Consider the following 21,932-nt stretch of genomic DNA (forward strand, 5'->3'; position numbering starts at 1 on the left):
CCACGGGCCTGCGGCGCTAGTGTGCCGGCGCGGAAGTCCCGTGTGCACCGAGGCGCGTGATGCGCCCGCGGGGCAAGGCGGAACGACGCGCCGTAGCCGCCGCTACGGCAAGGAGTTCCAACGCCGCATCCCCGGGATGCAGCGCGAGCCGAATGCCTACGGGACTTCTGCAACGGTACACTAGCCTTCTGCTCCACCAGCCCGGTGGCGCCGGGATGCATATCGCGGCCGCCGCGCTTCTGGTCGGCTGCACCACGGCCGGGGGCACCGGAGCGTCGGCGCCCGACGCTGGCGGCGCGGACGTCGCGTGGCATCGTGAGGTAGCCCCGTTCCCGGTCGTGGGCCGGGACGGGGCGCCGCTGGACCTCCCCTTCCTGGGCGGGCTGGACGCGCCGCGTCTCCGCTTCGCGGACCTGGACGGCGACGGAGACCCCGATCTGCTGCTCCAGGAGCGCACCGACGAGCTGATGTTCCTGGAAAACGTCGGCGACCCCTCGGCTGCCCGCTTCGAGTGGCGCACCGATCGGTTCGAAGGACTGTCGATCGGCGAGTGGTTCCGCCCCCTGGACGCCGACGGCGACGGCGACGTGGACCTCTTCGTCGAGAACCCCTTCAATCACCTCAGTTACTACCGCAACGACGCCGGCCCGGGCGCTGCGCCCCGGCTGGTGCTGGCGAGCGACAGCGTGCGCCTCGACGACGGGACGCCGGTCTTTTCCGACCGGCAGAACATCCCGTCCATCCTCGACCTGGACTGCAACGGGCTGCTGGACCTGTTCATCGGACGCATCGACGGCACGGTTTCGCGCTTCGAGGCGGTGGCACCCGTGGGCCGAACCGCGCCCGCGTTTCGCTTGGTGGAAGAGCGCTGGGAGGACATCCAGGTGGTCGCGCAGCTCGTGCCCAGCCTGCACGGCGCCAACGCCATGGCGTTCGGAGACGTGGACGCGGACGGCGACACCGACCTGCTGTGGGGCGACTTCTTCGAGCCGGGCCTGCTGCTGTTCGAGAACTTCGGCACGTGCGCGCGGCCCCGGCTGCGCGAGGAGCCGGCGCCCTTCCCCGCCGGCGCCCCCGTGGCCACGAGCGGCTACAACGCGGGCGAGTTCGTGGACCTGGACGGCGACGGCGACTCCGACCTGGTCATCGGCGTGATAGGCGGCGCCTACGATCCCAGCCGGACCGCGGTGGAGAACGTGTACCTGCTGGAGCGCGTGGACGCCGGCTGGGACCTGGCCACGCGGCGCCTGCTGCGCGCGATAGACGTCGGCAGCGAGAGCGTGCCGGCCCTGGGCGACCTGGACGGCGACGGCGACGTCGACATCCTGGTGGGCACCAAGATCGAGGGCGACGACGCCCGGACCGCGTCGCTGCGGTTTCTGGAGAACGTGGGCACGCCCACCGCGCCCGCCTTCCGCGAGCGCGGCCGGCTGGGCGTCCGGGGCGGCTTCCAGCACGCGCCGGCGTTGGGCGACCTGGACGCGGACGGCGACGCCGACCTGCTGCTGGGCACGTGGAACCGCGGCGTTTCGCGCTGGCGCAACGACGGCCCGGGCGCCGACGGCCTGCCGACGTTCACCCTGCTCGACTCGGCGTACGTGCGGCTCACGCGGGGCTCGCACTCCACACCCGCGCTGGGAGACGTGGACGGCGACGGCGACCTGGACCTGGCGGTGGGCGAGTCGTCCGGAGAGGTAAACCTGTACCGCAACGTGGGGTCGGCCGGGACGCCCAGCTTCGAGCTGGTGACGGACAACTGGGGCGGACTCGACGTGGGACGGCGCAGCGCCCCGGCGCTCGTGGATCTGGACGGCGACGGCGCGCCCGAGCTGGCGCTGGGAGGAGAGGCCGGCGGCCTCACGCTGGTGCCGCTGGACGGCTCGGCCGCCGGCGCCCCCGTCGACCTCGGCCTGCCCCTGCCGGCCAACTCGGCCCCCGCGTTCGCCGACCTTGACGGCGACGGCCGGCCGGAGCTGATCGCCGGCAATCGCTCCGGCGGCCTGCTGTACTACTCGCTCAGTTCACCGTCAGCGGCTCGCGACTGATCGTCGCCCCGCTCGGCGCCACCCGACCGCCCACGAGGCGGCCCAGCGCGTCGATCGCCAGGTGGAATTCCGCGTCGGGCAGCGTCACGATGACCGTGTCGGCCGTACCCGCGGCCAGAAAGGCCTCGGAGAGCGCGCCCCCGCCCAGCGCGTCGTAAAGCGGCACGCTCGTCACTCCCGCCGCGCGGCCTCGCCTCACGACCTGCTCCAGCAGGATCATGCTGGGGTTCGTCCACGGCATCGTCCCGGGCTGCACGTCGCGGCGCTCTGTGGTCTGGCCGCCCCCCAGCGTCGTCCGCTGGACGCTCACCTCGGCGTCCGAAAAGGTGACGACGATCTCGACGTCCGGCGGGTCGGAGGTCGGCGCGCCCGGCCGCCAGAACAGCAGCGTGGCGCTGGGGATCAGCGCGTCCCCGCCAACCTCGGTGCCGACCTGCAGGGTAGGTCCTCCCCTGATGCGCATGTCGGAGCGGGAGGCGCTCGCGCTGCTCCGAAACGTCTCGATGGAGACGGTGTCGGCCCCCGACCGGATCACGAAGCGACCCACCTCGGCGACGCCCACGCCGCGGTCCCCGTCGACGGGGGGAGGGGGCGGCGCGACGACCGGAGGCACGGGCACCTCGGGTGGCGACGCGCACGCGGCCGCGAGGAGGCTCGCCAGGGCCAAGGAAGCCCGGCGCGCTGGCGGGATCCGGCGGCGGCGTTCGCCGATTGGTAGCATGGCAGGCCCTGTCGTGCTTAGGATGGACTCGTCGTGCGTTCCGGGTGGACGACCGGACGCCCCGTACCCGAACATTACGTGACGGCTGATTCCCAGGCCAAATCGACCCCACGGAGACGCGTGATGCATCGCCCCTACCCGCAGTCCCTCCCGCCCGCGGTTGTCCTGCTCCTCGGCGTACTCCTGGCCGCTTGCGGCGAAGACGGACCGCCGCCACCAGCGTCGATCGAGGGCACCACGGCGGCTGCGCAGACCGGCACGGTCGGCGAGGCCGTGGCGACTGCGCCCGCGGTGCTGGTCGAGGACGCGGCGGGTAATCCGCTGCCGGGCGCGCGCGTGACCTTCGGCGTGGTCTCGGGAGGTGGCAGCGTGGCGGCGGCCAGCGCGACCACCAACATGGCCGGGCGCGCCAGCGCGGGCACCTGGACGCTCGGCCCGACCGTGGGCGAACAGGTGGTGCAGGCCAGCGCCGGAAGCCTCTCCCCGGTGCGCTTCACGGCGCAGGCCGGGCCGGGCGCGCCCGCTTCTCTGGTCGCGCTGCAAGGCGACGGGCAGATGGGGATGGTGGGTGAAGCGCTGGCCGTCCGGCCCAGCGTTCGCGTGGAGGACGGCTTTGGCAATCCGGCGCAGGGGACGGTGGTGAGCTTCCAGGTGACGGCCGGAGACGGCAGCGTGTCGGGCGGTAACGTGCAGGCAGGCGCGGACGGCACCGCGTCGCCGCTCGAGTGGCGCCTGGGAGGCACGGCAGGGCTAAACACTCTGTCCGCGATGGTGTCCGGGCTTACGCCGGTGGACTTCAACGCGACCGGCGAGCGCGGGCCGGCATCCATGGTCGGCGTCCGGGATGGCGATAATCAGGTAGCATCAATAGGACAGCCTGTACCGATTCCCCCTAGCGTGCTCGTATCCGATGACTTCGGAAACGGCGTCCAGGGGGCGACCGTCACCTTCCAGATCGAAACCGGCGACGGGTCGGTCGCGGGCGGCACGGTCGTCACCGGAACCGACGGTGTCGCCGCAGCCATGGATTGGACGCTGGGCAGCTCACCGGGAGCGCAGAGCCTCATCGCGACCGCGGACCTCGTGCCTGGCGACACGGCGCGGCTCGCCGCCGTGGCAATGCCGATTTCCGAGTTCGATATCGAGGTCAGATTCCTCAGCGAGACGACCACCGCCCAGCAGTTTGCATTCGCCGTCGCGCAAGCCGTCTGGCGGTCAGCTATCATAGGCGACATCATCGCGGCGCAGATAAATAACCAGAACTGCTTGGAGTTCGGGCCGTTTACGGAAATCGTGGACGACCTCCTGATTCTCGCGGAGGTGATCCCGATCGACGGGCCGGGCAACATCCTCGGCCGGGCGGGGCCGTGCCTCGTGCGTACCTCGAATGATCTGCCCGCGGTGGGAATCATGAGCTTCGACGAGGCGGACCTGGCGAGCCTGGAAGCGGCCGGACTGCTGGACGAGGTGATCGTGCACGAGATGGGACACGTGCTGGGGCTGGGCACGGTCAAATGGGCGCCCCCGCTGCTCATGAGGGCTGGTACTAACGATCCTATCTTCACGGGAGCCGCAACGCTCACGGCCTTCGACAACGTGGGGGGGGCCTCCTACACAGGCGATCCCGTTCCCGTGGAGAACATCGGGGAGGACGGGGACGGCACCTACGGTGTGCACTGGCGTGAGTCGGTGTTCGACAACGAGCTCATGACGGGTTTCCTGAACGCCGGCGTGAACCCGCTCAGCGTCGTGTCGATCGCGTCGATGGAGGACCTCGGCTATCTCATCGATCTGGGGGCCGCGGATCCGTACATGCTGCCGGCGCCCGGCGTGGCGGCGGCCCGCGCCGCGGCGGGCACCAGGTTCCGGCTGCGCGAGGCGCCGATGCCGCCGCCCAAGAAGATCGACCCGTAGCATTCGCCACCGGAGCCGGCTCACCGGGCCGCCTAGTACGCCGGCCCCAGCAGCACCGCGTTGGCGTAGGGCTGGAAGGCGCCGAACCAGAAGTGGCGGAACAGCGGGTCGTCGGCGAACAGGATGACCTTGCCGGCGCCCATGCGGCGTGACACTAGCCACGCGCGCTGCTCGAGCGACTCGAGGTTCTCCTCGCTGATCACGCCGCTCAGCTCGGCGAGCTCGGCGGGGAAGTAGGCGGCCGACTCGAACTCCTCGTCGGGCATGAACGCAAGGTCGCCGGAGTGCAGCACGAACAGCTTGTCGGCGTCGCCGTCGCCGGCCGATGACACGCCCGCCCCGAACGCGAGCGGGTGCGCGGGATCCAGGCTCAGCTCGAAGATCGTCCCGGGCACGCTCTGCTCCCAGCGCTCCAGCTCGCGCGCCTCGCGGCCCAGCAGCGCGTCCTCCAGGTCGTCGTCGTCCCCCTCGTCCTCTTCCTCGTCGTCGTCCTCCTCGTCCTGCACGCGCTCCACCTCCGCCAGCTCCGCCAGCGCCGACGCGCCGCCGGACACCGCCACCAGCGTGCCCCCCGCGCGCACCCACGCGCCCAGAGCGTCGCCCGCGCCGTCCAGCGTCCTGCGGCCGGAGCCCGTCACCGAGGGCACGATCAGCACGTCGTAGGGAGCCAGCGCGCCCGCGCCCAGTCCGTCCGCCGGCACCTGGTCGAACGGCACGCCCAGAGTCCGCTCCAGGAAGAACCAGTGCGCGCCCAGCGAGGTGGGCGACACGCCCTCGCCGGCCAGCAGGCCGATGCGGGGCAGCGACAGGTCGTAGGACTCCTCGGTGCCGAGGTCGTTGCCGTTGACCGTAGATCCCGTCGCGACCGGCGTCGCTGCCCCTGTCAGCCCCGCGCTCGCGAGGCGCCCGTCCAGGTCGTCGTTGGCGTACGCCGGGATCCAGAAGGTGCCCGCGGGCCAGCTCCGGCCGGCGGCGTCGAAGCCCTCGTCCAGCGCGATGGCGCGCCCGCCGGCGGCGAGCAGCCGCGCGACGCCGCGCCACGCGCCCATGCCCGGCGCCACCAGGTAGCCCACGCTGGAGGCAGACGCGGCGGGCGCGTCCGGGCCGGATTCGCTGGACGCCACGAAGGAGCGGCTCTCCCCCGCGAACGCGGGGCGCGCGAGCGACGCGCCGGAACCGGTCCAGCCGCCCGCCGCCACGCTCCCCATGAGCCGGGTCGATCCCGGTGCGGCGGTCCAGTCGGCGGCGGGCGCGCCGCGCACGGTGTGCGCCTCGACGCCGAACGCGTAGGGCAGCGACCACGCACTCACGTCGTAGGAGTAGGTCGCGTTGAGCTCGGTCTCGGGCTCCAGCAGCGTGGTCGCAAGCCGGCCCCGCGGCTGCCGAGCGCGCACGCGGTACGTCCCCGCCGGGAACGAGCGGCGCGCGGAGAATCCGTTGTGCGCGCCGGCGTTGGCCTCGAAGGCGCGTCCCGCGACCTCCACCTGCACACCCTGCTCCTGGAGCATCCCCACCAGCTCGGCCGCGCGGCTGGGGTCGGCGCCGGGAACCAGCAGCACATCGCCGGCGTCCGCGCCCGTGTCGCGGTGGAATCGGGCGAAGCCCTCCAGCAGCTCGCCGCGCCCGTTGACCGCCGTCATGATCGTGGCGTGCCCCGCCACCCGGTGGTGCTGGGCGCGGTCGCGCAGGGTCAGCAGCACGCCGTCGGTGCGCTCCACGGCGAGCCCGGCCCGGGCGCTCCCCGCCTGCTCGTAGGTCATGCCGATCGCCCCCACCAGGCTCGGCCAGGTGTCGCCGTAGCCCGGGTAGAACAGGTCGAACGACTCGGCCGTGTAGTACGGCCAGCCGCGCGCGTCGAACGCCGCCGCGTTGCCGTCTCCGAAGCGCCGCCCCCACTCGTGCGTGTGCTCGGGGTACGCCGGGTTGATGGGGTCGGCGGCGGGGAAGAAGAAGTAGGTCGAGTTGAAGGACATCTCGTGGAAGTCCACGTGCACCTGCGGATTCCAGCGCGCCCACGTCGCCAGCCGCGCGCGGGTCTCGGGCTGCGTGGCCCACGACCAGTCGCGGTTGAGGTCGAACAGGTAGTGATTGAAGCGCCCGCCGGGCCACGGCTCCCAGTGCTCGCGCGCCTCCGGCCGCGGGTTCGGGTTCGCCCCGCGCGCCTGCCGGTACCAGCCCACGTAGCGGTCGCGTCCGTCCGGGTTGAGCGCCGGGTCGATCACCACGACGGCTCCCTCCAGCGCCCCCTCCAGCCCCTCGGCGCCGCGCGCCAGGTCCCACGCGGTCCACATCGAGGCCTCGCTGGAGGAGCTCTCGTTGCCGTGCACGCCGTAGCTCAGGTATACCACCGCGGGGTTGGTCGCGGCGATCTCGGCGGCGCGCGCGGCGCTCGTGCCGGGGTCGGTCAGCTCCGCGTTCAGCGCCAGGATCTGGTCCAGCCGCGCGCGGCTGTCGGCGCTCGCGATGAGCGCCTGGAGGAGCGGGCGCCCCTCTCCGGTCTGGCCGTACCGCTCGACGCTCACCAGGTCGGAGGCCGCCGCGAGCGCGTCGAAGTAGCGCACCACCTGGCCGTGGTCGGTGAAGCGCTCGCCCAGCGCGTGCCCCAGCACGTCCTGCGGCGAGGGCGGCGCCTGCGCGCCCAGCGGGGCCGCGAGCGCCGCGAGGAGCAGGGTCGGCAGGGGCACCCGCGCCCTTGCCGTCGCGCGCCTGGTAACCGGGATGGTGAGTTCGGTGCTGCCGGCCATCGCTTCGCTCGCTGGTTCGAGATCGCGTATTGGAGTCGTCTTCCGGCCGCGCTGGGCGGTCGAGGGGCGGGCGTCAGGATGCCCGGCGGCGCACGCGAGCGCAACGCGCGGGACCCATTGCGTCCGGGAGCGCGTTCGGCGAGCGTGAAAGCATGCTCTACCCACTCGCCCGCCCGCGCCGCCGCCGTGCGCTCGGCGCCGCGCCGCTCCTGTTGCTGATCGCTTCGTGCTCCCCTGGAGCCGGCGCCTCGGCCGTCGAAGCGCCCGACGAGCAGACGTTCGTGAGCGCGTTCGTGGAGCTGCGACGCGCCGCCGCCCAGGAGCGCACCAACGAGGCCTTCGCGCGCAGGCGCGAGGAAATCCTGAGCACCCACGGTGTCACCGCGGAGACGCTAGAACGTTTCATCGACGTACACGCCGACGACCTCGACTACTTGTCGGACGTATGGGACCGGATCGACCGGACGCTGCGGGGTGAGTTGGACGCCGAAGGGAACGTCATTAGGCCCGGCTCGACTCCCGACGCGGAAGGGAATGACAGCGACAACTAGCGCTTTGGGTTTCTGCGCGCCGCGCGGGGCTGCGCTGCTCCTGCTCGTCACCGCGCTCGCCTCGTGCGGCGACCGCGCGCGCCCCACCGGCCTGCCCACCGAGCCGGGTGCCGTGGACCTCTCCGTGCAGCTTCTGGCGCCGGAGCAGGGTCAGGCGCGCATGGCCGGCACGTCGGTCGCGGTCACGGTGCGGGCGAACGAGCCCAACGCGCGCCTGATCGGGGTGGGTTTCGAGGCACGCCTGAACTCGTTCGCGCAGGACCTGATCGACTCCGCGCAGGTGAGCTTCCCGGGGGTTTCGGACACCATCTTCGTGTTCGACTACCCCATCCCACCCGACTTCACGAACAACGTCCAGATCAACTTCTTCGGCGTGGCGTTCGGTCAGAACGGAGCGCGCGCGGTGAGCATCCCGCGCTCCGCCATCATCATCAACTGATCGGCCGGCGGCGGCACAAGCCGCGTCGGCCTACTCCCACTCGATCGTCGCGGGCGGCTTGGAGCTGACGTCGTAGCAGACGCGGTTCACGCCCGTCACCTCGTTGATGATGCGGTTGGCCATCCGGCCCAGCACCTCGTGCGGGAAGGGGTACCAGTCCGCGGTCATCCCGTCGCGGCTGGTCACCGCGCGCAGCGACAGCACGTGCTCGTAGGTCCGGAAGTCGCCCATGACGCCAACCGAACGGACCGGCAGCAGCACCGCGAACGCCTGCCAGATGTCGTCGTAGAGGCCGGCGGCGCGGATCTCCTCCAGGTAGATCGCGTCGGCCTGGCGCAGGACGTCCAGGCGGTCTCGCGACACCTCCCCCAGCACGCGGATCGCCAGGCCCGGGCCCGGGAAGGGGTGGCGCCCCACCAGCTCGTCGGAGAGTCCCAGCTCGCGGCCCACCAGTCGCACCTCGTCCTTGAACAGCTCCCTCAGCGGCTCGACCAGCTCGAACGGGAGGTCCTCCGGCAGCCCGCCGACGTTGTGGTGGGTCTTTATGGTGGCCGAGGGCCCGCGCACCGAGATCGACTCTATCACGTCCGGGTAAAGCGTGCCCTGGACCAGGAGGCGCGCGTCGTCGCCGGCGTCCCGCGCCGCCTCCTCGAACACGCGGATGAAGGTCTCGCCTACGCGCCTGCGTTTCTGTTCCGGGTCGTCCACGCCCTCCAGCGCGTCCAGGAAACGATCGGCCGCGTCGACCACCACCAGCTTGATGCCCATGTGGCGCCGGAAGGTGCGCTCGACGTTCTCGGCCTCGCCCTGCCGCAGCAGCCCGTTGTCGACGAAGATGCAGGTGAGCTGATCGCCCACCGCGCGGTGCACGAGCGCCGCGGCCACCGAGGAGTCGACCCCTCCGGAGAGCCCGCAGATCACGGCGTCGGAGCCCACCTGCTCCCTGATGCGGGCGACCGAGTCGTCGATGAACGAACCCGCGGTCCAGGACGCGTCGCAGCCGCACAAGCCGTAGACGAAGTTGGCCAGGATTTCCCCACCGCGCGGGGTGTGCGCCACCTCGGGGTGGAACTGGACGCCGAAGATCGGCCTGTCCTCGGCGCCGAACGCGGCGACGGGCACCGACTCGGTCGCGGCCAGCGTGCGGTAGCCCGGCGGCGGCTCGTCCACGTGGTCGCCGTGGCTCATCCAGACAGTGGTCGAGCCACCCGGGTCGAACCCCTTGAAGAGATCATCGGCGTCCCGGATGGTGACCTCCGCGCGGCCGTACTCGCGCTTGCCGCTCGCCACCGCGGCGCCCTCCAGGTGCGCTATCACCTGCATGCCGTAGCAGATCCCCAGCACCGGCACGCCCATGCGCAGCAGATCGGCGTCGGCCAGCAGGCCCTCGGCCTCGTAGACCGAGGCAGGGCCGCCCGACAGCACGATGCCCGCGGGGTCCCAGGCGCGGATGTCGTCCATGGTGATGGTCGCGGGTTGGATCTCGCAGTACACGCTCAGCTCGCGGATGCGGCGCGCGATGAGCTGCGTGAACTGCGAGCCGTAGTCGAGGATCAGGATGCGTTGCGTCATGCCTCGTGCAGGATCAGGTCGTCGTAGGTCTCGCGGCGCCGGACCACCTCGATCCGGTCGCCGTCCACCAGCGCTTCGGCGGGGCGCGGCCGCGAGTTGTAGCTGGAGGCCATCGAGAATCCGTACGCGCCGGTGGTGCGGATGGCCAGCAGGTCGCCCTCCTCGGGCCGCGCGAGCACGCGGTCGAGCGCCAGGAAGTCCCCGCTCTCGCACACCGGGCCCACGATGTCCACGCTGGCGGGCTCGCGATCCGAGGCCTGGTCCACCGCCTCCACGCGGTGATAGCCTTCGTAGTGGCTGGGGCGCATCAGGTCGTTCATGCCGGCGTCGGTGATCACGAAGGTGCGGCCGCCGTTCTGCTTCACGTAGAGCACGCGGGTCAGCAGCAGCCCCGCCGGCCCCACGATTATCCTGCCGGGCTCCAGCACAGGACGCAGGCCGGTGGCGGCGAGCGGCCCAGTCAGCACGGCGGCGAACTCCGCGGGGGCGGCCGCGGGCTCCTCGGCGTAGGGCACCCCGAACCCGCCGCCGACGTCCAGGTAGGTCAGCTCGATGCCCCCCTCGCGCAGCTCATCCACCAGCTCGGCCACGCGCCGGAGCGCGCGCGCGAAGGGCGCCGGCTCGGTGATCTGGCTGCCGATGTGCACGCTCACGCCGCGCACCTCCAGCGCCGGATCGGCCGCGGCGACGCGGTACAGCTCGGGGGCCTCAGCGACCGCCACGCCGAACTTGCTCGCGCCGTGCCCGGTGCGGGTGTAGTGGTGCGGCGTGTCGGCCTCGACGTCGGGGTTCACGCGCACCGCAAAGGGAGCCCTCCGGCCGCGGCCGGCGGCCACCCTGGCCAGCGCGCGCAGCTCGCCGGCGCTCTCGACGTTGAAGCCGTAGATCCCGGCGTCCAGCGCCTCGGCCAGCTCGGCTTCGGTCTTGCCCACGCCGCTGAAGACGATGCGCTCGGCGGGGACGCCCGCGGCGAGCGCCCGCCGCAGCTCCCCGCCGCTGACGATGTCGGCCCCCGCACCTTCGGAAGCGAGCAGCCGCAGCACGCCCAGGTTGCCGTTGGCCTTGACCGCGTACGCTATCAGCGGATCCAGCGCGGCGAAGGCGTCGCGGAACGCGCGGTAGCGCTCCAGGATGGCAGACCTGCTGTACACGTAGAGCGGCGTGCCCAGCTCTTCGGCGAGGCGGCGGGCGGGCACCCCCTCGCAGTGCAGGTGGCCGGCGCGGTGGGCGAACTGGTGCGCCATCAGGCGGCGCGGCGCGCCGGCGCGCGCGCCTCGAGCCGGGTCAGTACGCCCTCGCCCAGACCGCCTCCTCCGCGGCGGCGCCGCCGCACACCAGACAACGCCCCGGCACCTCCGGCGAACGGAAATCCTCGGACGGCAAGCACCTGATGCTGGCCTTGGTGTCGTTCTTGGCCTTGGTCTCGCACTCCGCCGAGCCGCACCAGCCGGCGTAGACGAAGCCCCCAGCGCCCTCCATGATCTGGCGGAAGGCGTCGTAGTCGTGCACGCCCCGGTGCGAGTTCGTCTCGCGGCGCTGGATGGCGCCGGCCAGCATGGCGTCCTGGATCTCATCCAGCAGGCCCGGCACCGACGCGATCGCCGCCCGCTCTTCGAGGAAGGCCTTCTTGTCCACTCCTTCGGGCACGAAGCGGCGCACGAGCACGAGCTGGCCCTTGTCCACGTCCTTGGGGCCGATCTCGATGCGCAGCGGCACGCCCTTGCGCTCCCACTCCCAGAACTTGGCGCCCGGGCTGCCGGTGTCGCGGTCGTCCACGCGCACGCGCAGGCCCTGGGCGCGCAGCTCCTCCCCAACCGCGCGGGCCTTGGCGAGCACCGCTTCTGAGCCGTCGCCACGCAGGATGGGCACTATCACCACCTGGATCGGCGCCAGCCGCGGCGGCACGATGAGCCCGACGTCGTCGCCGTGGGTCATCACCAGCCCGCCCACCAGCCGCGTGGACACGCCCCAGGAGGTGTTCCAGGCGTAGTCCTCGCCGCCGTCCTCGGTCTGGAAGCGGAAGTCGAACTGGCGCGAGAAGTTCTGCCCCAGGTTGTGCGACGTGCCCGCCTGCAGCGCCCGGTTGTCCTGCATGAGCGCCTCGCACGCGTAGGTCCGCACCGCCCCCGCGAAGCGCTCGGCGTCGGTCTTCTTGCCGGTGAGCGGCGGCATGGCCATCCACTCCTCCATGAAGCGCCGGTAGAGCCCCAGGATCAGCAGCGTCTCCGCCTCCGCCTCGGCGTCGGTGGCGTGCGCGGTGTGGCCCTCCTGCCAGAGGAACTCCGAGGTGCGCAGGAACAGCCGCGTGCGCAGCTCCCAGCGCATCACGTTCGCCCACTGGTTCATCAGGATCGGCAGGTCCCGGTAGCTCTGCACCCACTTGGCGAACATGTGGTAGATGATGGTCTCCGAGGTGGGCCGGATGACGAGCGGCTCCTCCAGCTCCTTGCCGCCCGCGCGTGTGACCACCGCCACCTCGGGCGCGAAGCCCTTTATGTGCTCCTTCTCCCGCTCCAGGAAGCTCTGCGGGATGAGCAGCGGGAAGTACGCGTTCTCGTGCCCGGTCTCCTTGAAGAGGCCGTCCAGCGCACCCTGCATGTTCTCCCAGATGCCGTAACCGTACGGGCGGATGACCATGCTGCCGCGCACCGGCGAGTAGTCGGCCAGCTCGGCGCGCAGCACCACCTCGTTGTACCACGCGGCGAAGTCCTCGCCGCGCGTGGTCAGCCCCTTCTCACCCGCCATCGCCGTCCGCCCCTGGGTTCTCCTCGGCGCGCGTCAGCTCCTCGAGCGGCACGCGCGACTCTGCCCCGCTCCGCATGTCCTTCACCACCGCCACGCCCTCGGCCACCTCGTCGGGCCCCAGCACGACGGCGCGCTCGGCGCCGGCGGCGTTGGCGTCCTTGAACTGCCTGCCTACCCCGGTCTCGTGCAGGGGATACGTGACCGACCTGCCGGCGACTCTGAGCGCCGCGGCGACGCGCAGCGCGAGCGGCCGCTGCTCCTCGGACACGATGACGATGTGGTCGTCGACGGCGCCGGCGGCGCCCTCTTCTGCGCCCCTGTCGGCGAGCAATTCGCCCAGGACCACATCGCCCATGCCGAAGCCCAGCGCGGGCAGGTCGGGGCCGCCGAGCTGCGCCAGCAGGCCGTCGTAGCGGCCGCCGCCGCACACCGCGCGCAGCTCGCCCGCGCGGTCGAATATTTCGAAGACGATGCCCGTGTAGTATGCGAGTCCGCGCACGATGGACGCGTCGAAGGCGACCCGGTCGCGCAGGCCCAGCGCGTCCAGCGTGTCCAGGTAGCGCTCCAGGTCGGCGGCGCGCGCGGCGACCTCGCCGCCGCCGGCCGCGTCGGCCAGCGCCGCGGGGGTGTCGGAGCCGAGCGCTCCCAGCAGATCGGCGGCGGCGCCCGCGGAAAGCCCCGCGTGCTCCACCAGGCGCTCGGCCGTGGCGTCGGCGCCCTCGCGCTCCAGCTTGTCGATGGCGGCGTAGGCGGCCGCGAGCCCCTCGGCGCCGATGCCGAGGCCGCCCAGCAGCGCCTCCAGCAGGCGCCTGTCGCTCACCCGCGCGACGATCGCGTCGGCGCCCAGGCCCAGCAGGCCCAGCCCCGTCAGCGCTACGGCGATCACCTCGGCGTCCGCCGTCACGTCGGCCTCGCCCACCAGGTCCACGTTCCACTGGAAGTGCTCGCGCAGCCTGCCCCGCTGCGCGCGCTCGTAGCGGAAGAGCTGCGGAATGGCGAACCAGCGAATGGGTTTGCGCAGCGCGCCCGCGCGCGCGGACACCATGCGCGCGAAGCTCGGCGTCATCTCGGGCCGCAGCGCCACCTCGCGCCCGCCCTTGTCGGTGAACGCGTAGAGCTGGCGCACGATCTCCTCGCCGCTCTTGCCGGTGTAGAGATCGAGCGGCTCCAGCGGGGGGCCGTCGAACTCCCGGAAACCGAAACGGCGGGAGGCTTCCCTCCACGCCGCGAAGATGCGTGTGCGCCGTTCGAGGTCCTCGGGATAGAAGTCCCGAAACCCCGGCAGGCTCCCGAAATCTGACATGGCCGCGAATGTGCGCGCGGGGGTGGGAGGATGCAACGGGGGCGCGGCACGTTTCCGCGGAAACGCGGCGCGGTGCTCCCGCCCCCGCCCCGGGAGTTATGCTTCGGGGCGCTACACGCCCCCTACCCGTACTGGCCATATGGAGTACACAGCCCCCACAACCGACGCGGACCGGGCCATTCCCGCGCTGCTGGCCGCGCACGGCGACAACCTCTACGCCCTGGCCCTGCGCCTGTGCGGCGAAGAGGAGGCGGCGAAGGACCTGGTCCAGGAGACGTTCATGCGCGCGTTTCGCGGGTGGGACGGCTTCCAGGGGCGCTCCAAGGCGTCGACCTGGCTGTACACGATCGCGGTGCGCTCCTGCCAAAGGATGCACCGGCGCCGGGCCGGAGAGCCCGCCCGACTCGAACCGCTCGACCGACTGCTGCCGTCCGGCGATGAGGGCATCCTGCAGATCCCCTCCGACGACGATCCGGCGGCGGACGCGGAACGGCACGAGGCCTCGGAGGCGGTGCTCGGGGCGCTGAGGGCGCTGCCGCTCGAATTCCGCCTGCCGCTCGTTCTGAAGGAGATGGCGGACTTCTCGATCGCCGAGATCGCGGAGACGTTGGACGTCAAGGCTCCTACCGTGAAGACGCGCCTCCACCGCGCGCGCCTGCGCGTCCGGCAGGAGCTGGCCAACGCTCTCCCCACCCGACCCGCGCCCCCGCCCGACCACGCTCGCGAGGAATGCCTGGCCCTCATTCGCGCGAAGCAGGAATCGCTGGACCACGACACGGAATTTCCGCTGAGCAACGACCTGCTGTGCGACCGCTGCAGCGCCGTGTTCCTGACGCTGGACTACGGCCGCGCGGTGTGCCGGGCTCTCTCCTCGGGCCGGATGCCGCAAGACCTGAGGCGATCCATAGGCCAGGCCCTCTCCCAGGACTGATCCGGCTTCCGCGCGTCCGCGCGGACCTCCGAAGCGCGCTCGTTCCTTCTCCCGTGCCGGACCCCACTCCACCCGCGTCCCCGCCGGGAACCGATCTCGGCCCCCGTGGCACCAATGGTTAGAGCGGGAATGGGCGGCCGCCGGCAGGCGGACCCGCCCCGCCAAACGAGAAGACCTCGGAGAGAACCATGAGAGCACATAGACGAAGCCTGCCGCTTCTCGTAGCGGCGGCGGTCCTGGTGGCCGGCCCGGCGGTGGCGCAGCAGCGGATGCCGCCCCCGGAGCAGGAGCAGATGACGCAGCAGATGCAGCAACGGATGGCCGCCATGCAGCAGAACATGCAGCGCCTGCGCGAGCGGATCCACGTCGTGGACGGGGCGATCGTCCGCGCGCTGGAGCGCGTGCAGGATCAGCAGCGAATCCGCGAGCACCAGGCACTGCGCGAGACGTGCGCCGGCCTGAGCGAGATGACCCGCCAGATGGAACGGTCCGCTCTGCGTCTCCAGGAGATGGACCGCAATCAGGTCTTCCAGCAGGACGGCGAGCTGCGGCGGGAGACGGAGCGGCTGCGCGAGCAGTTCCGGCTGATGGAGACGCGCATGGAGGAGAGCGTTCAGTCGCTCGAGCGCATGCAGCACCGGCTCGAGCAGATGACCGAGTCGGGGTCATGACCGCGCGTATGGAGGGGATCGGCGTCGCCAGCGAAAGAGCGGCGCCGGTGCTCCTCGCGCTCGCTCTCGGCGCGGCCGGCTTCCTCCCCGGCGCTCCCGCGACCGCTCAGGAAGCGTCGTGGTCGGGCTCCGTGGAGGTCGCGTCCGGCGACTACTACTTCACGGAGCGGTCCACGTCGGTGTGGGTGGTGAACGGCGTGAGCGCGAGCTGGGGAGGCGTCTACGTGGACGCGAGCCTGCCGCTGCTGCTCCAGAACAGCGACGCGATCACCAGGGCCGGCGGCCTGCCGGTGCCCACCGGAGGAAACCGCGCCGGGGACGGCTCGGGCAGGCGGCACGACGAGCTCGTCGTCATAGAGGCGCCGGGGTCGCTCGAGCTGTCCCTCGCGGACCCCCTGCTCGGCGCCGGCCTGGAATTCACGCCAACGAACTCGCCCCTCAGGAGCGTGCGCGTGGGCGCGAGCGTCAAGCCGCCCCTGCGAAGCGCGGAGTCCGGGATCGGCACGGGCGAGTGGGACGCCGGCGCCGGCGCGGGCGCGTCCCTGGAGCTCGGCAGCGTGCTGGTCATGATCCAGGGCTCCTATTGGGCGCTGGGCGACACGCCGGACCTGGAGCTGCGCGATGTATTCGCGTACGGCGCCGCGCTGGGAGGCTTCCTGCGGGGTGACCGCCTGGGCTGGTCGGTCTCCGTGACTGGATCCACGTCGATGATCGACGGGGTGGAAGCCCCGGTGTCGATCGGAGGCGACGTGTACCTGAGCCTGGCCTCCGCGCGCTCGCTGCGGGCGGGAGTGCGATCCGGCCTGACCGAATCCGCCGCCGACGTGGCCGCGTCGGTCGGCTGGACAATCCCCCTGTTGTGAAGGGGCAGAAAGGACGACCCGAGATGAGCACCGCCGTTCTCGATAGACCAACCCCCGCGGCCGCTCGAGTGGAGCCGCCGGAAGCGGAGACGGTCGATGTGGAGCTCGTCCTGGACGAGAACTACCGCTTCGACGTCGACTTCGTGCAGGAGGGGGTGGCCCGCCTGCGGATGGACGAGCCGGCGCCGCTCGGCGACGGCGCGGGCCCGAACGCGAGTCGCTTGCTCGCCGCGGCGGTGGCGAACTGCCTGAGCGCGAGCCTGCTGTTCTGCCTGCGCAAGGCGCGCGTCCCCGTTACAGGCATGCGAACCAGCGCCCGCGCGACGCTGGCCCGCAACGAGAAGGGTCGCCTGCGGGTGGACACTATCGCCGTGACCCTCCGCCCCGACGTAGAGCCGGGGCACGAGTCCCGCGTGGCCCGGTGCGCCGGCCTGTACGAGGACTTCTGCCTCGTCACCCAGAGCATCCGCGGCGGCATCGACGTGGAAGCCGTCGTGGAGACGTAGGAGGAGCCCGCACCTGGGGTCGGGGGGAACCCGCCCGCGCGCCGTACTACCAGGCCGCGACCCCCCCGGCCCCTTTTGTTATCCAGCGCAGCACCGACTGAGGGCTGCTGGCCGATGTCGCTATTTTCCTTGTCACCAGATGGTATTACTCTTACTTGTAATACCTAGAACCGGATGGAAGCACCATGAAGATCACGACCAAAGGCCAGGTGACGATTCCGCAGGCCATCAGGGAGCGCCTCGGGCTTCTTCCCCACACGGAAGTGACGTTCGAGGTGCGCGGCAATGTCGTGGTGTTGCAGAAGGCGAAGAGCACCCGCCGCGGCATGCGCATCGTCGAACGCCTCCGGGGGCGCGGCGACGTCAAGATGAGCACCGACGAGATCATGGCTCTCACGCGCGGCGACTGAGCGTGGTTCCGACGCTGGTCGACAGCAATGTCCTGCTGGACGTGCTGACAGAGGACGCCGTGTGGTTCGATTGGTCGGCCTCGGCGATCGAGGATCGGGCCGAGTCTTCCGTCCTGGTGATAAACCCGATCATCTACGCCGAGACGTCGATCCGCTTCACGAGCATCGAGGCACTGGAGGCGACCATTCCCAGGGGTACGCTCCGGCGCGACCCCCTTCCCTGGGAGGCCGCCTTCCTCGCCGGGAAGTGCTTCCTCCGCTACCGGCGACGGGGCGGCCTCGGACGGTCGCCTCTGCCGGATTTCTACATCGGAGCGCACGCCGCCGTGGCGGGGATGTGCCTGCTCACGCGCGACGCCTCACGATACAGGAGCTACTTCCCGTCGCTGGAGATTATCGCGCCCTAGTCCCGCAGTTCCTCCAGCCCCGCCCCCACCGTGTGAAACGACCCCATGACCAGCACGGTGCCAGGCGCGTCCGCGAGCAGGCCCGGCGCCGAGCCGCCCGCGTCGAGCCCGCCCCCCTGCCCCGCCCGCCGCGCCGCTTCCTCCAGCGCCGCGCCGAAGTCCTCGGCCACGGTCGCGTCCTCCAGCCGCCGCCCCGCGCCCGCCCGCGCCGGATCCCAGCGCCGCTCCTCGGGAACGCCCGGGGCGCCTGTGAGAACCATGTGGTCGACCGCGGGGGCGAGCGCGTCCAGCATGGCCGGCCAGTCCTTGTCGGCCACGATCGCCACCACCGCGACCAGCGGGCGGGTCGGGCCGACCTGCACCAGCGTGCGCGCCAGCGCGGCGGCGCCGGCGGGGTTGTGGGCGGCGTCCAGGATCCAGTCGACGCCGCGCGCCCTCAACCTCTGAAAGCGTCCGGGGGGCTCCGCGCGGGAGATCCCCACCTCGGCCGCCTCGGAGCTCGGCCTGAGGGCCTCGGGCAGCGCGGCCAGGACGTGCGCGGCCACCGCCGCGTTGGCGACGTGGTGGGCGCCGGGGAGCGCGGGCGCGAGCGGCACGTCGCGCAGGGAATCGGTCGCCGCGACCCAGCGCCCGGGCCCCATGACCGTCGGCTCGGGCAGCGGCTCCGCGATCGTAACGGAAGCGCCGACTTCCTCGGCGACCCGGAGCAGCGTCTCCATGGCTTCCGGATGCTGGCCCGCGGCGATCACCGCGGGCACGCCCGGCTCGAGGATGCCGGCCTTCTCGGCGGCGACGTCGGCCAGTGTGTCGCCCAGATAGGCCGCGTGGTCCAGGTCGATGCGCGTGATCGCGCACACCTCGGGCGTCAGCACGTTGGTGGCGTCCAGCCGCCCGCCGAGCCCCACCTCCACCACCGCCACGTCCACGCCGGCGTCGGCCATGGCCAGGAACGCGACGGCGGTCGTCGCCTCGAAGAAGGTCGCGCCGCTGTCCTCGATCGCCGGCCACAACGCGCGCGCGGCGTCCATGAGCGGCTCGCGGGCGATGGGCGCGCCGTCCAGGCGGACGCGTTCGGTGAATTCGATCAGGTGCGGAGACGTGTAGAGGCCCGTGCGGCAGCCCGACGCGCGCAGCGCCTCCTCCACCATGTGGCAGACCGTGCCCTTGCCGTTGGTGCCGGCGACGTGGATGGAGGGATAGCGCAGGTGAGGGTCGCCCACCGAGGCGAGCAGGTCGCGGGTCCGGTCCAGGCCCCAGCGGATGCCCCCGGAGAGGCGCGGGAAGAGCGCCTCGACCAGGTCCTGGTAGGTGAGCGCGCTCAGCTCTTGGCGGTCAGGGCCGGGTGGGCGCGGCCTCGGCAGCGGCCTCGGCAGCGACCTCCGCCGCCCGATCGGCCGCGCGCGGCTGCGGCGCCGCGCCGTTGTTGCCGGGCTTGCGCACCGCGCGCTGGCTCGGGAAGGCGTCCACCGCGGCGCCGATCGCGCCCGCCGGCAGACCCAGCATGTGGCGCAGAAGCCGGCCGATCTCCGCGCTCAGCTCGCGCCGGTCCACGATCTGGTCGATCATGCCGTGCTGGAGCAGGAACTCCGAGCGCTGGAAGCCGTCGGGCAGCTCCTGCTTGATCGTCTGCTCGATCACGCGCGGGCCCGCGAAGCCTATCAGCGCGCCGGGCTCCGCTAGGATCGCGTCGCCCAGCATGGCGAACGACGCCGTCACGCCGCCCGTCGTGGGGTCGGTCAGCACCGAGATGAAGGGCACCGCCGCCTCGTGCATGCGCACCAGCACCGACGACGTCTTGCCCATCTGCATGAGCGACAGGATGCCCTCCTGCATGCGCGCTCCGCCGGAGGCGCTGACCACGATCAGCGGCGTGCGGCGCTCCAGCGCCAGGCGACCCGCGCGCGCGATCTTCTCGCCCACCACCGAGCCCATGCTGCCGCCGATGAAGCTGAAGTCCATCACCGCCAGCGTGACCGGGATGCCCTCCAGCGTGGCGGTGCCGGTCAGCACCGCGTCGCCGTGGCTGGCCTTGCGCTCGGCCGCCTCCAGCCTGGCCGCGTAGGGCTTGAGGTCCACGAACCCCAGCGGATCGTCGCTGCGCAGGTCGGCGTCGATTTCCCGGAAGCTGTCCTCGTCGGTCAGGATCCGGACGTAGGACGCGGCGCCTATGCGCAGGTGGTGCCCGCACGCCGGGCAGACGTACAGGTTCTTGAGCAGCCGCTCGCGGTAGAGGATCTCGGCGCACTTCCCGCACTTCTCGAAGACGTCGCTCGGGAGCTCGCGCTTGTCGCCCTTCTGGAGCTTCTGCTTAGGCTTGCGGAACCAGGCCATGACCTCCCCTGCGTTGGCCGCGACTGTGCGTTGGGGTGACTGGACAAACTGACGCCATCGGGGCGCTGAGGCCAGCCTCGGGGACACCGGGCCGACCCAGCGCGCGCGCTGAGGAAATGGCCCGATGCGCCCACACGGTGCGGCTCGTCAGGGTTCTTCGACGCCCTCCGCGGCGATCCTCTGGACGATGGCCAGGGCGGCGAAATTGGCGAGCAGGAAGGTGCCTCCGTAGCTCAGGAACGGGAGCGGGATGCCGGTGATGGGCATGAGCCCCACCGTCATGCCCACGTTGACCAGGATGTGGGCGAACCAGGCGCCGAAGATTCCGAACGCCACCACTCCGCCGAAGGGGTCCTTGGCGCGCTCGGCGATCTTGACCAGGCGCCACAGGATGAACGCGTAGGCCAGCAGCACCGGCAGCGTCCCGAACAGCAGCCCGAACTCCTCGCCCACGACGCTGAAGATGAAGTCGGTGTGCGGCTCGGGCAGGAAGTTGAAGCCCTTCTGCGTGCCCAGCGTGAAGCCCTTGCCGAAGAGCCCGCCGCTGCCGATCGCAACGCGCGACTGGATGAGCTGATAGCCCGCGCCCTGCGGGTCGATCATGGGGTTGATGAAAGCCGTGAAGCGGTTCTGCTGGTAGGGCGCGAGCTGGCTCCACAGGAGCTGCACGACCGAGCCCGCGGCGAGGTTGGCGATGACCACCAGCGTGCCCGCACCCAGGCCCACGCGGTTGACGTAGCGGTGGTAGAAGAACATCCAGCCCATCAGCAGCACCATGTAGATGCTGAAGGCCCAGTCCCAGATGGACAGGAAGAGCCCCGCCAGCGGGCTCAGCACCATCGCCAGCAGGCCTATCGGCACGCCGCCCCAGTAGAGCGTCGCGACCATCACGGCGCCGAACACCATGGCGGTGCCCAGGTCGGGCTGCTGCAACACCAGCCCCATCGGCACGGCGATCGCCAGGATGGGAGTCCACAGGCGCCACAGCGTGTCGGGGGTCTCGCGCCAGCCCGACATGATCTTCGCCACGAACAGGATCGTGGCGACGTTGGCGAACTGCGCCGGCTGGAAGGACAGGAAGCCCAGGTCGATCCAGCTCTTGGTGCCGGCGGCGGTCCCCTTCCCCGTGCCGATGAGGAGGGTGGCGGCGAGCAGCGCCACGCTGAGCAGGTACGCGGGGGTGGCGATCCACTCTAGCCACTGCACGGTGACGAACAACACCACCACGAGCGCCACTGCGGCGATGACCAGCCACAGCACCTGGCGGGTCCACAGCGAGGACGACACGCCGCTGGTCATGAAGCCGTTGCCGGCCGAGTACACCATGGCGATGCCCAGCAGCGTCAGAGCGACCACCGTGAGCAGCAGGGGGGGGTCGCCCACGCGCGCCTTGAGGGCGCCGTATACGCTCGCGAACAGCCCCACCGGCTAGCCCCTACCCCTACCGCGAGTTGCCGACGAACGCCGTGTACGCCATGAAGGCGGCGGCGCCGGCGAGCGCCGCGTAGGCGGCGCCCAGGACGGGGCTCACGAGCAGCGCGCGCGCCGCGGAGCCGTCCACCGGCACGCCCCCGAGCACGGCGCGCAGCAGGTGGTGCGCCCACACCCCGAGCGCCAGGTAGACCCCCACGAAGCTCGGCGTGCCGCCCTCGAACCAGTCGCGCGAGCGAGCGCCCAGCCAGCCCACCACGGTCATCGCCAGCGCGTCGGCGCCGAAGCTGCCCACGCCCAGCGAGTCGCGCAGCACGCCGAAGACGAGCCCCAGCCCACCGGCGAGGG

Annotated in this window: 20 protein-coding genes; 10 read left to right on the forward strand and 10 right to left on the reverse strand. The window is 71.7% G+C overall.

Translation table 11 applies throughout. The features are described from left to right. Nucleotides 1-215 precede the first annotated feature (215 nt). Nucleotides 216-2,045, forward strand: coding sequence for a VCBS repeat-containing protein (locus tag ABFS34_10825; protein MEN8375931.1), 1,830 nt, complete (start codon nucleotides 216-218; stop codon nucleotides 2,043-2,045). Here ABFS34_10825 and ABFS34_10830 read toward each other — a convergent pair. Then, nucleotides 2,017-2,658 (reverse strand): hypothetical protein, encoded by a 642-nt coding sequence (locus ABFS34_10830; protein ID MEN8375932.1) that lies wholly within the window; start codon nucleotides 2,656-2,658, stop codon nucleotides 2,017-2,019. The genes ABFS34_10825 and ABFS34_10830 overlap by 29 nt on opposite strands. A 231-nt stretch (nucleotides 2,659-2,889) precedes the next feature. Here ABFS34_10830 and ABFS34_10835 point away from each other — a divergent pair, with 231 nt between their 5' ends. Then, complete coding sequence (locus ABFS34_10835; protein ID MEN8375933.1) at nucleotides 2,890-4,680, forward strand: leishmanolysin-related zinc metalloendopeptidase; 1,791 nt, start codon at nucleotides 2,890-2,892, stop codon at nucleotides 4,678-4,680. A gap of 32 nt (nucleotides 4,681-4,712) precedes the next feature. Here ABFS34_10835 and ABFS34_10840 read toward each other — a convergent pair whose 3' ends face one another. Next, nucleotides 4,713-7,424 carry a M14 family metallopeptidase gene (locus ABFS34_10840; protein MEN8375934.1) on the reverse strand — a complete coding sequence of 904 codons (2,712 nt, stop codon included), beginning with the start codon at nucleotides 7,422-7,424 and terminating at the stop codon, nucleotides 4,713-4,715. 152 nt (nucleotides 7,425-7,576) lie between these two features. Here ABFS34_10840 and ABFS34_10845 point away from each other — a divergent pair, with 152 nt between their 5' ends. Next, entirely contained in the window at nucleotides 7,577-7,975 is a 399-nt protein-coding gene (locus ABFS34_10845; protein ID MEN8375935.1) for a hypothetical protein, read from the forward strand. After that, on the forward strand, nucleotides 7,959-8,414 hold the full coding sequence (locus tag ABFS34_10850; protein MEN8375936.1) for a hypothetical protein: 456 nt from the start codon (nucleotides 7,959-7,961) through the stop codon (nucleotides 8,412-8,414). Before ABFS34_10845 ends, ABFS34_10850 begins: the two co-directional genes overlap by 17 nt. A gap of 30 nt (nucleotides 8,415-8,444) precedes the next feature. Here ABFS34_10850 and guaA read toward each other — a convergent pair whose 3' ends face one another. Genes guaA through hisS form a run of 4 tightly spaced genes read right to left on the reverse strand, consistent with a single transcriptional unit; the run spans nucleotide 8,445 to nucleotide 14,034 of the window. After that, a complete protein-coding gene (gene guaA / locus ABFS34_10855; GenBank protein MEN8375937.1) occupies nucleotides 8,445-9,986 on the reverse strand; it encodes a glutamine-hydrolyzing GMP synthase in 1,542 nt (513 codons plus the stop codon). Continuing rightward, on the reverse strand, nucleotides 9,983-11,230 hold the full coding sequence (gene lysA / locus ABFS34_10860) for a diaminopimelate decarboxylase (protein ID MEN8375938.1): 1,248 nt from the start codon (nucleotides 11,228-11,230) through the stop codon (nucleotides 9,983-9,985). Before lysA ends, guaA begins: the two co-directional genes overlap by 4 nt. A 40-nt stretch (nucleotides 11,231-11,270) precedes the next feature. Next, entirely contained in the window at nucleotides 11,271-12,731 is a 1,461-nt protein-coding gene (proS, locus tag ABFS34_10865; GenBank protein ID MEN8375939.1) for a proline--tRNA ligase, read from the reverse strand. Continuing rightward, nucleotides 12,721-14,034, reverse strand: a complete 1,314-nt coding sequence (gene hisS, locus ABFS34_10870) for a histidine--tRNA ligase (protein ID MEN8375940.1) — start codon at nucleotides 14,032-14,034, stop codon at nucleotides 12,721-12,723. The genes proS and hisS overlap by 11 nt, the downstream gene beginning before the upstream one ends. Before the next feature lie 139 nt (nucleotides 14,035-14,173). Here hisS and ABFS34_10875 point away from each other — a divergent pair, with 139 nt between their 5' ends. The 6 genes from ABFS34_10875 to ABFS34_10900 all read left to right on the forward strand — a co-directional run bounded on the left by ABFS34_10875 (nucleotide 14,174) and on the right by ABFS34_10900 (nucleotide 17,822). Next, complete coding sequence (locus ABFS34_10875) at nucleotides 14,174-14,965, forward strand: sigma-70 family RNA polymerase sigma factor (GenBank protein ID MEN8375941.1); 792 nt, start codon at nucleotides 14,174-14,176, stop codon at nucleotides 14,963-14,965. Between the two features lie 188 nt (nucleotides 14,966-15,153). Further along, a complete protein-coding gene (locus tag ABFS34_10880; protein ID MEN8375942.1) occupies nucleotides 15,154-15,636 on the forward strand; it encodes a hypothetical protein in 483 nt (160 codons plus the stop codon). Next, entirely contained in the window at nucleotides 15,633-16,499 is an 867-nt protein-coding gene (locus ABFS34_10885) for a hypothetical protein (GenBank protein ID MEN8375943.1), read from the forward strand. Before ABFS34_10880 ends, ABFS34_10885 begins: the two co-directional genes overlap by 4 nt. 23 nt (nucleotides 16,500-16,522) lie before the next feature. Next, on the forward strand, nucleotides 16,523-17,005 hold the full coding sequence (locus ABFS34_10890; GenBank protein MEN8375944.1) for an OsmC family protein: 483 nt from the start codon (nucleotides 16,523-16,525) through the stop codon (nucleotides 17,003-17,005). Nucleotides 17,006-17,190: 185 nt separating this feature from the next. Beyond that, a complete protein-coding gene (locus ABFS34_10895) occupies nucleotides 17,191-17,415 on the forward strand; it encodes an AbrB/MazE/SpoVT family DNA-binding domain-containing protein (GenBank protein ID MEN8375945.1) in 225 nt (74 codons plus the stop codon). A gap of 2 nt (nucleotides 17,416-17,417) precedes the next feature. Beyond that, complete coding sequence (locus tag ABFS34_10900) at nucleotides 17,418-17,822, forward strand: PIN domain-containing protein (protein MEN8375946.1); 405 nt, start codon at nucleotides 17,418-17,420, stop codon at nucleotides 17,820-17,822. Here the strand turns inward: ABFS34_10900 and ABFS34_10905 are convergent. The 4 genes from ABFS34_10905 to ABFS34_10920 form a co-directional block, all read right to left on the reverse strand. Next, nucleotides 17,819-19,213: a Mur ligase family protein gene (locus tag ABFS34_10905; protein ID MEN8375947.1), complete on the reverse strand. Its 1,395-nt coding sequence runs from the start codon at nucleotides 19,211-19,213 to the stop codon at nucleotides 17,819-17,821. The genes ABFS34_10900 and ABFS34_10905 overlap by 4 nt on opposite strands. Then, nucleotides 19,155-20,153 carry an acetyl-CoA carboxylase, carboxyltransferase subunit beta gene (gene accD / locus ABFS34_10910; protein ID MEN8375948.1) on the reverse strand — a complete coding sequence of 333 codons (999 nt, stop codon included), beginning with the start codon at nucleotides 20,151-20,153 and terminating at the stop codon, nucleotides 19,155-19,157. Before accD ends, ABFS34_10905 begins: the two co-directional genes overlap by 59 nt. Before the next feature lie 147 nt (nucleotides 20,154-20,300). Then, nucleotides 20,301-21,578: a rod shape-determining protein RodA gene (gene rodA, locus ABFS34_10915; GenBank protein ID MEN8375949.1), complete on the reverse strand. Its 1,278-nt coding sequence runs from the start codon at nucleotides 21,576-21,578 to the stop codon at nucleotides 20,301-20,303. 16 nt (nucleotides 21,579-21,594) lie between these two features. Further along, nucleotides 21,595-21,932, reverse strand: a 338-nt coding sequence (locus ABFS34_10920; protein ID MEN8375950.1) for a hypothetical protein, incomplete at its 5' end; no start/stop codon positions are given.

Source organism: Gemmatimonadota bacterium (assembly GCA_039715185.1).
GTDB lineage: Bacteria > Gemmatimonadota > Gemmatimonadetes > Longimicrobiales > RSA9 > DATHRK01.

What these genes read in the sequence shown, in the direction of transcription:
- proS (MEN8375939.1), bottom strand. Translation starts at nt 12,731, where the DNA reads ATGGCGGGTGAGAAGGGGCTGACCACGCGCGGCGAGGACTTCGCCGCG.
- ABFS34_10895 (MEN8375945.1), top strand. Translation starts at nt 17,191, where the DNA reads ATGAAGATCACGACCAAAGGCCAGGTGACGATTCCGCAGGCCATCAGG.
- ABFS34_10885 (MEN8375943.1), top strand. Translation starts at nt 15,633, where the DNA reads ATGACCGCGCGTATGGAGGGGATCGGCGTCGCCAGCGAAAGAGCGGCG.
- ABFS34_10840 (MEN8375934.1), bottom strand. Translation starts at nt 7,424, where the DNA reads ATGGCCGGCAGCACCGAACTCACCATCCCGGTTACCAGGCGCGCGACG.
- lysA (MEN8375938.1), bottom strand. Translation starts at nt 11,230, where the DNA reads ATGGCGCACCAGTTCGCCCACCGCGCCGGCCACCTGCACTGCGAGGGG.
- ABFS34_10875 (MEN8375941.1), top strand. Translation starts at nt 14,174, where the DNA reads ATGGAGTACACAGCCCCCACAACCGACGCGGACCGGGCCATTCCCGCG.
- accD (MEN8375948.1), bottom strand. Translation starts at nt 20,153, where the DNA reads ATGGCCTGGTTCCGCAAGCCTAAGCAGAAGCTCCAGAAGGGCGACAAG.
- guaA (MEN8375937.1), bottom strand. Translation starts at nt 9,986, where the DNA reads ATGACGCAACGCATCCTGATCCTCGACTACGGCTCGCAGTTCACGCAG.
- ABFS34_10835 (MEN8375933.1), top strand. Translation starts at nt 2,890, where the DNA reads ATGCATCGCCCCTACCCGCAGTCCCTCCCGCCCGCGGTTGTCCTGCTC.
- ABFS34_10845 (MEN8375935.1), top strand. Translation starts at nt 7,577, where the DNA reads ATGCTCTACCCACTCGCCCGCCCGCGCCGCCGCCGTGCGCTCGGCGCC.
- hisS (MEN8375940.1), bottom strand. Translation starts at nt 14,034, where the DNA reads ATGTCAGATTTCGGGAGCCTGCCGGGGTTTCGGGACTTCTATCCCGAG.
- ABFS34_10890 (MEN8375944.1), top strand. Translation starts at nt 16,523, where the DNA reads ATGAGCACCGCCGTTCTCGATAGACCAACCCCCGCGGCCGCTCGAGTG.
- ABFS34_10825 (MEN8375931.1), top strand. Translation starts at nt 216, where the DNA reads ATGCATATCGCGGCCGCCGCGCTTCTGGTCGGCTGCACCACGGCCGGG.
- ABFS34_10880 (MEN8375942.1), top strand. Translation starts at nt 15,154, where the DNA reads ATGAGAGCACATAGACGAAGCCTGCCGCTTCTCGTAGCGGCGGCGGTC.
- ABFS34_10850 (MEN8375936.1), top strand. Translation starts at nt 7,959, where the DNA reads ATGACAGCGACAACTAGCGCTTTGGGTTTCTGCGCGCCGCGCGGGGCT.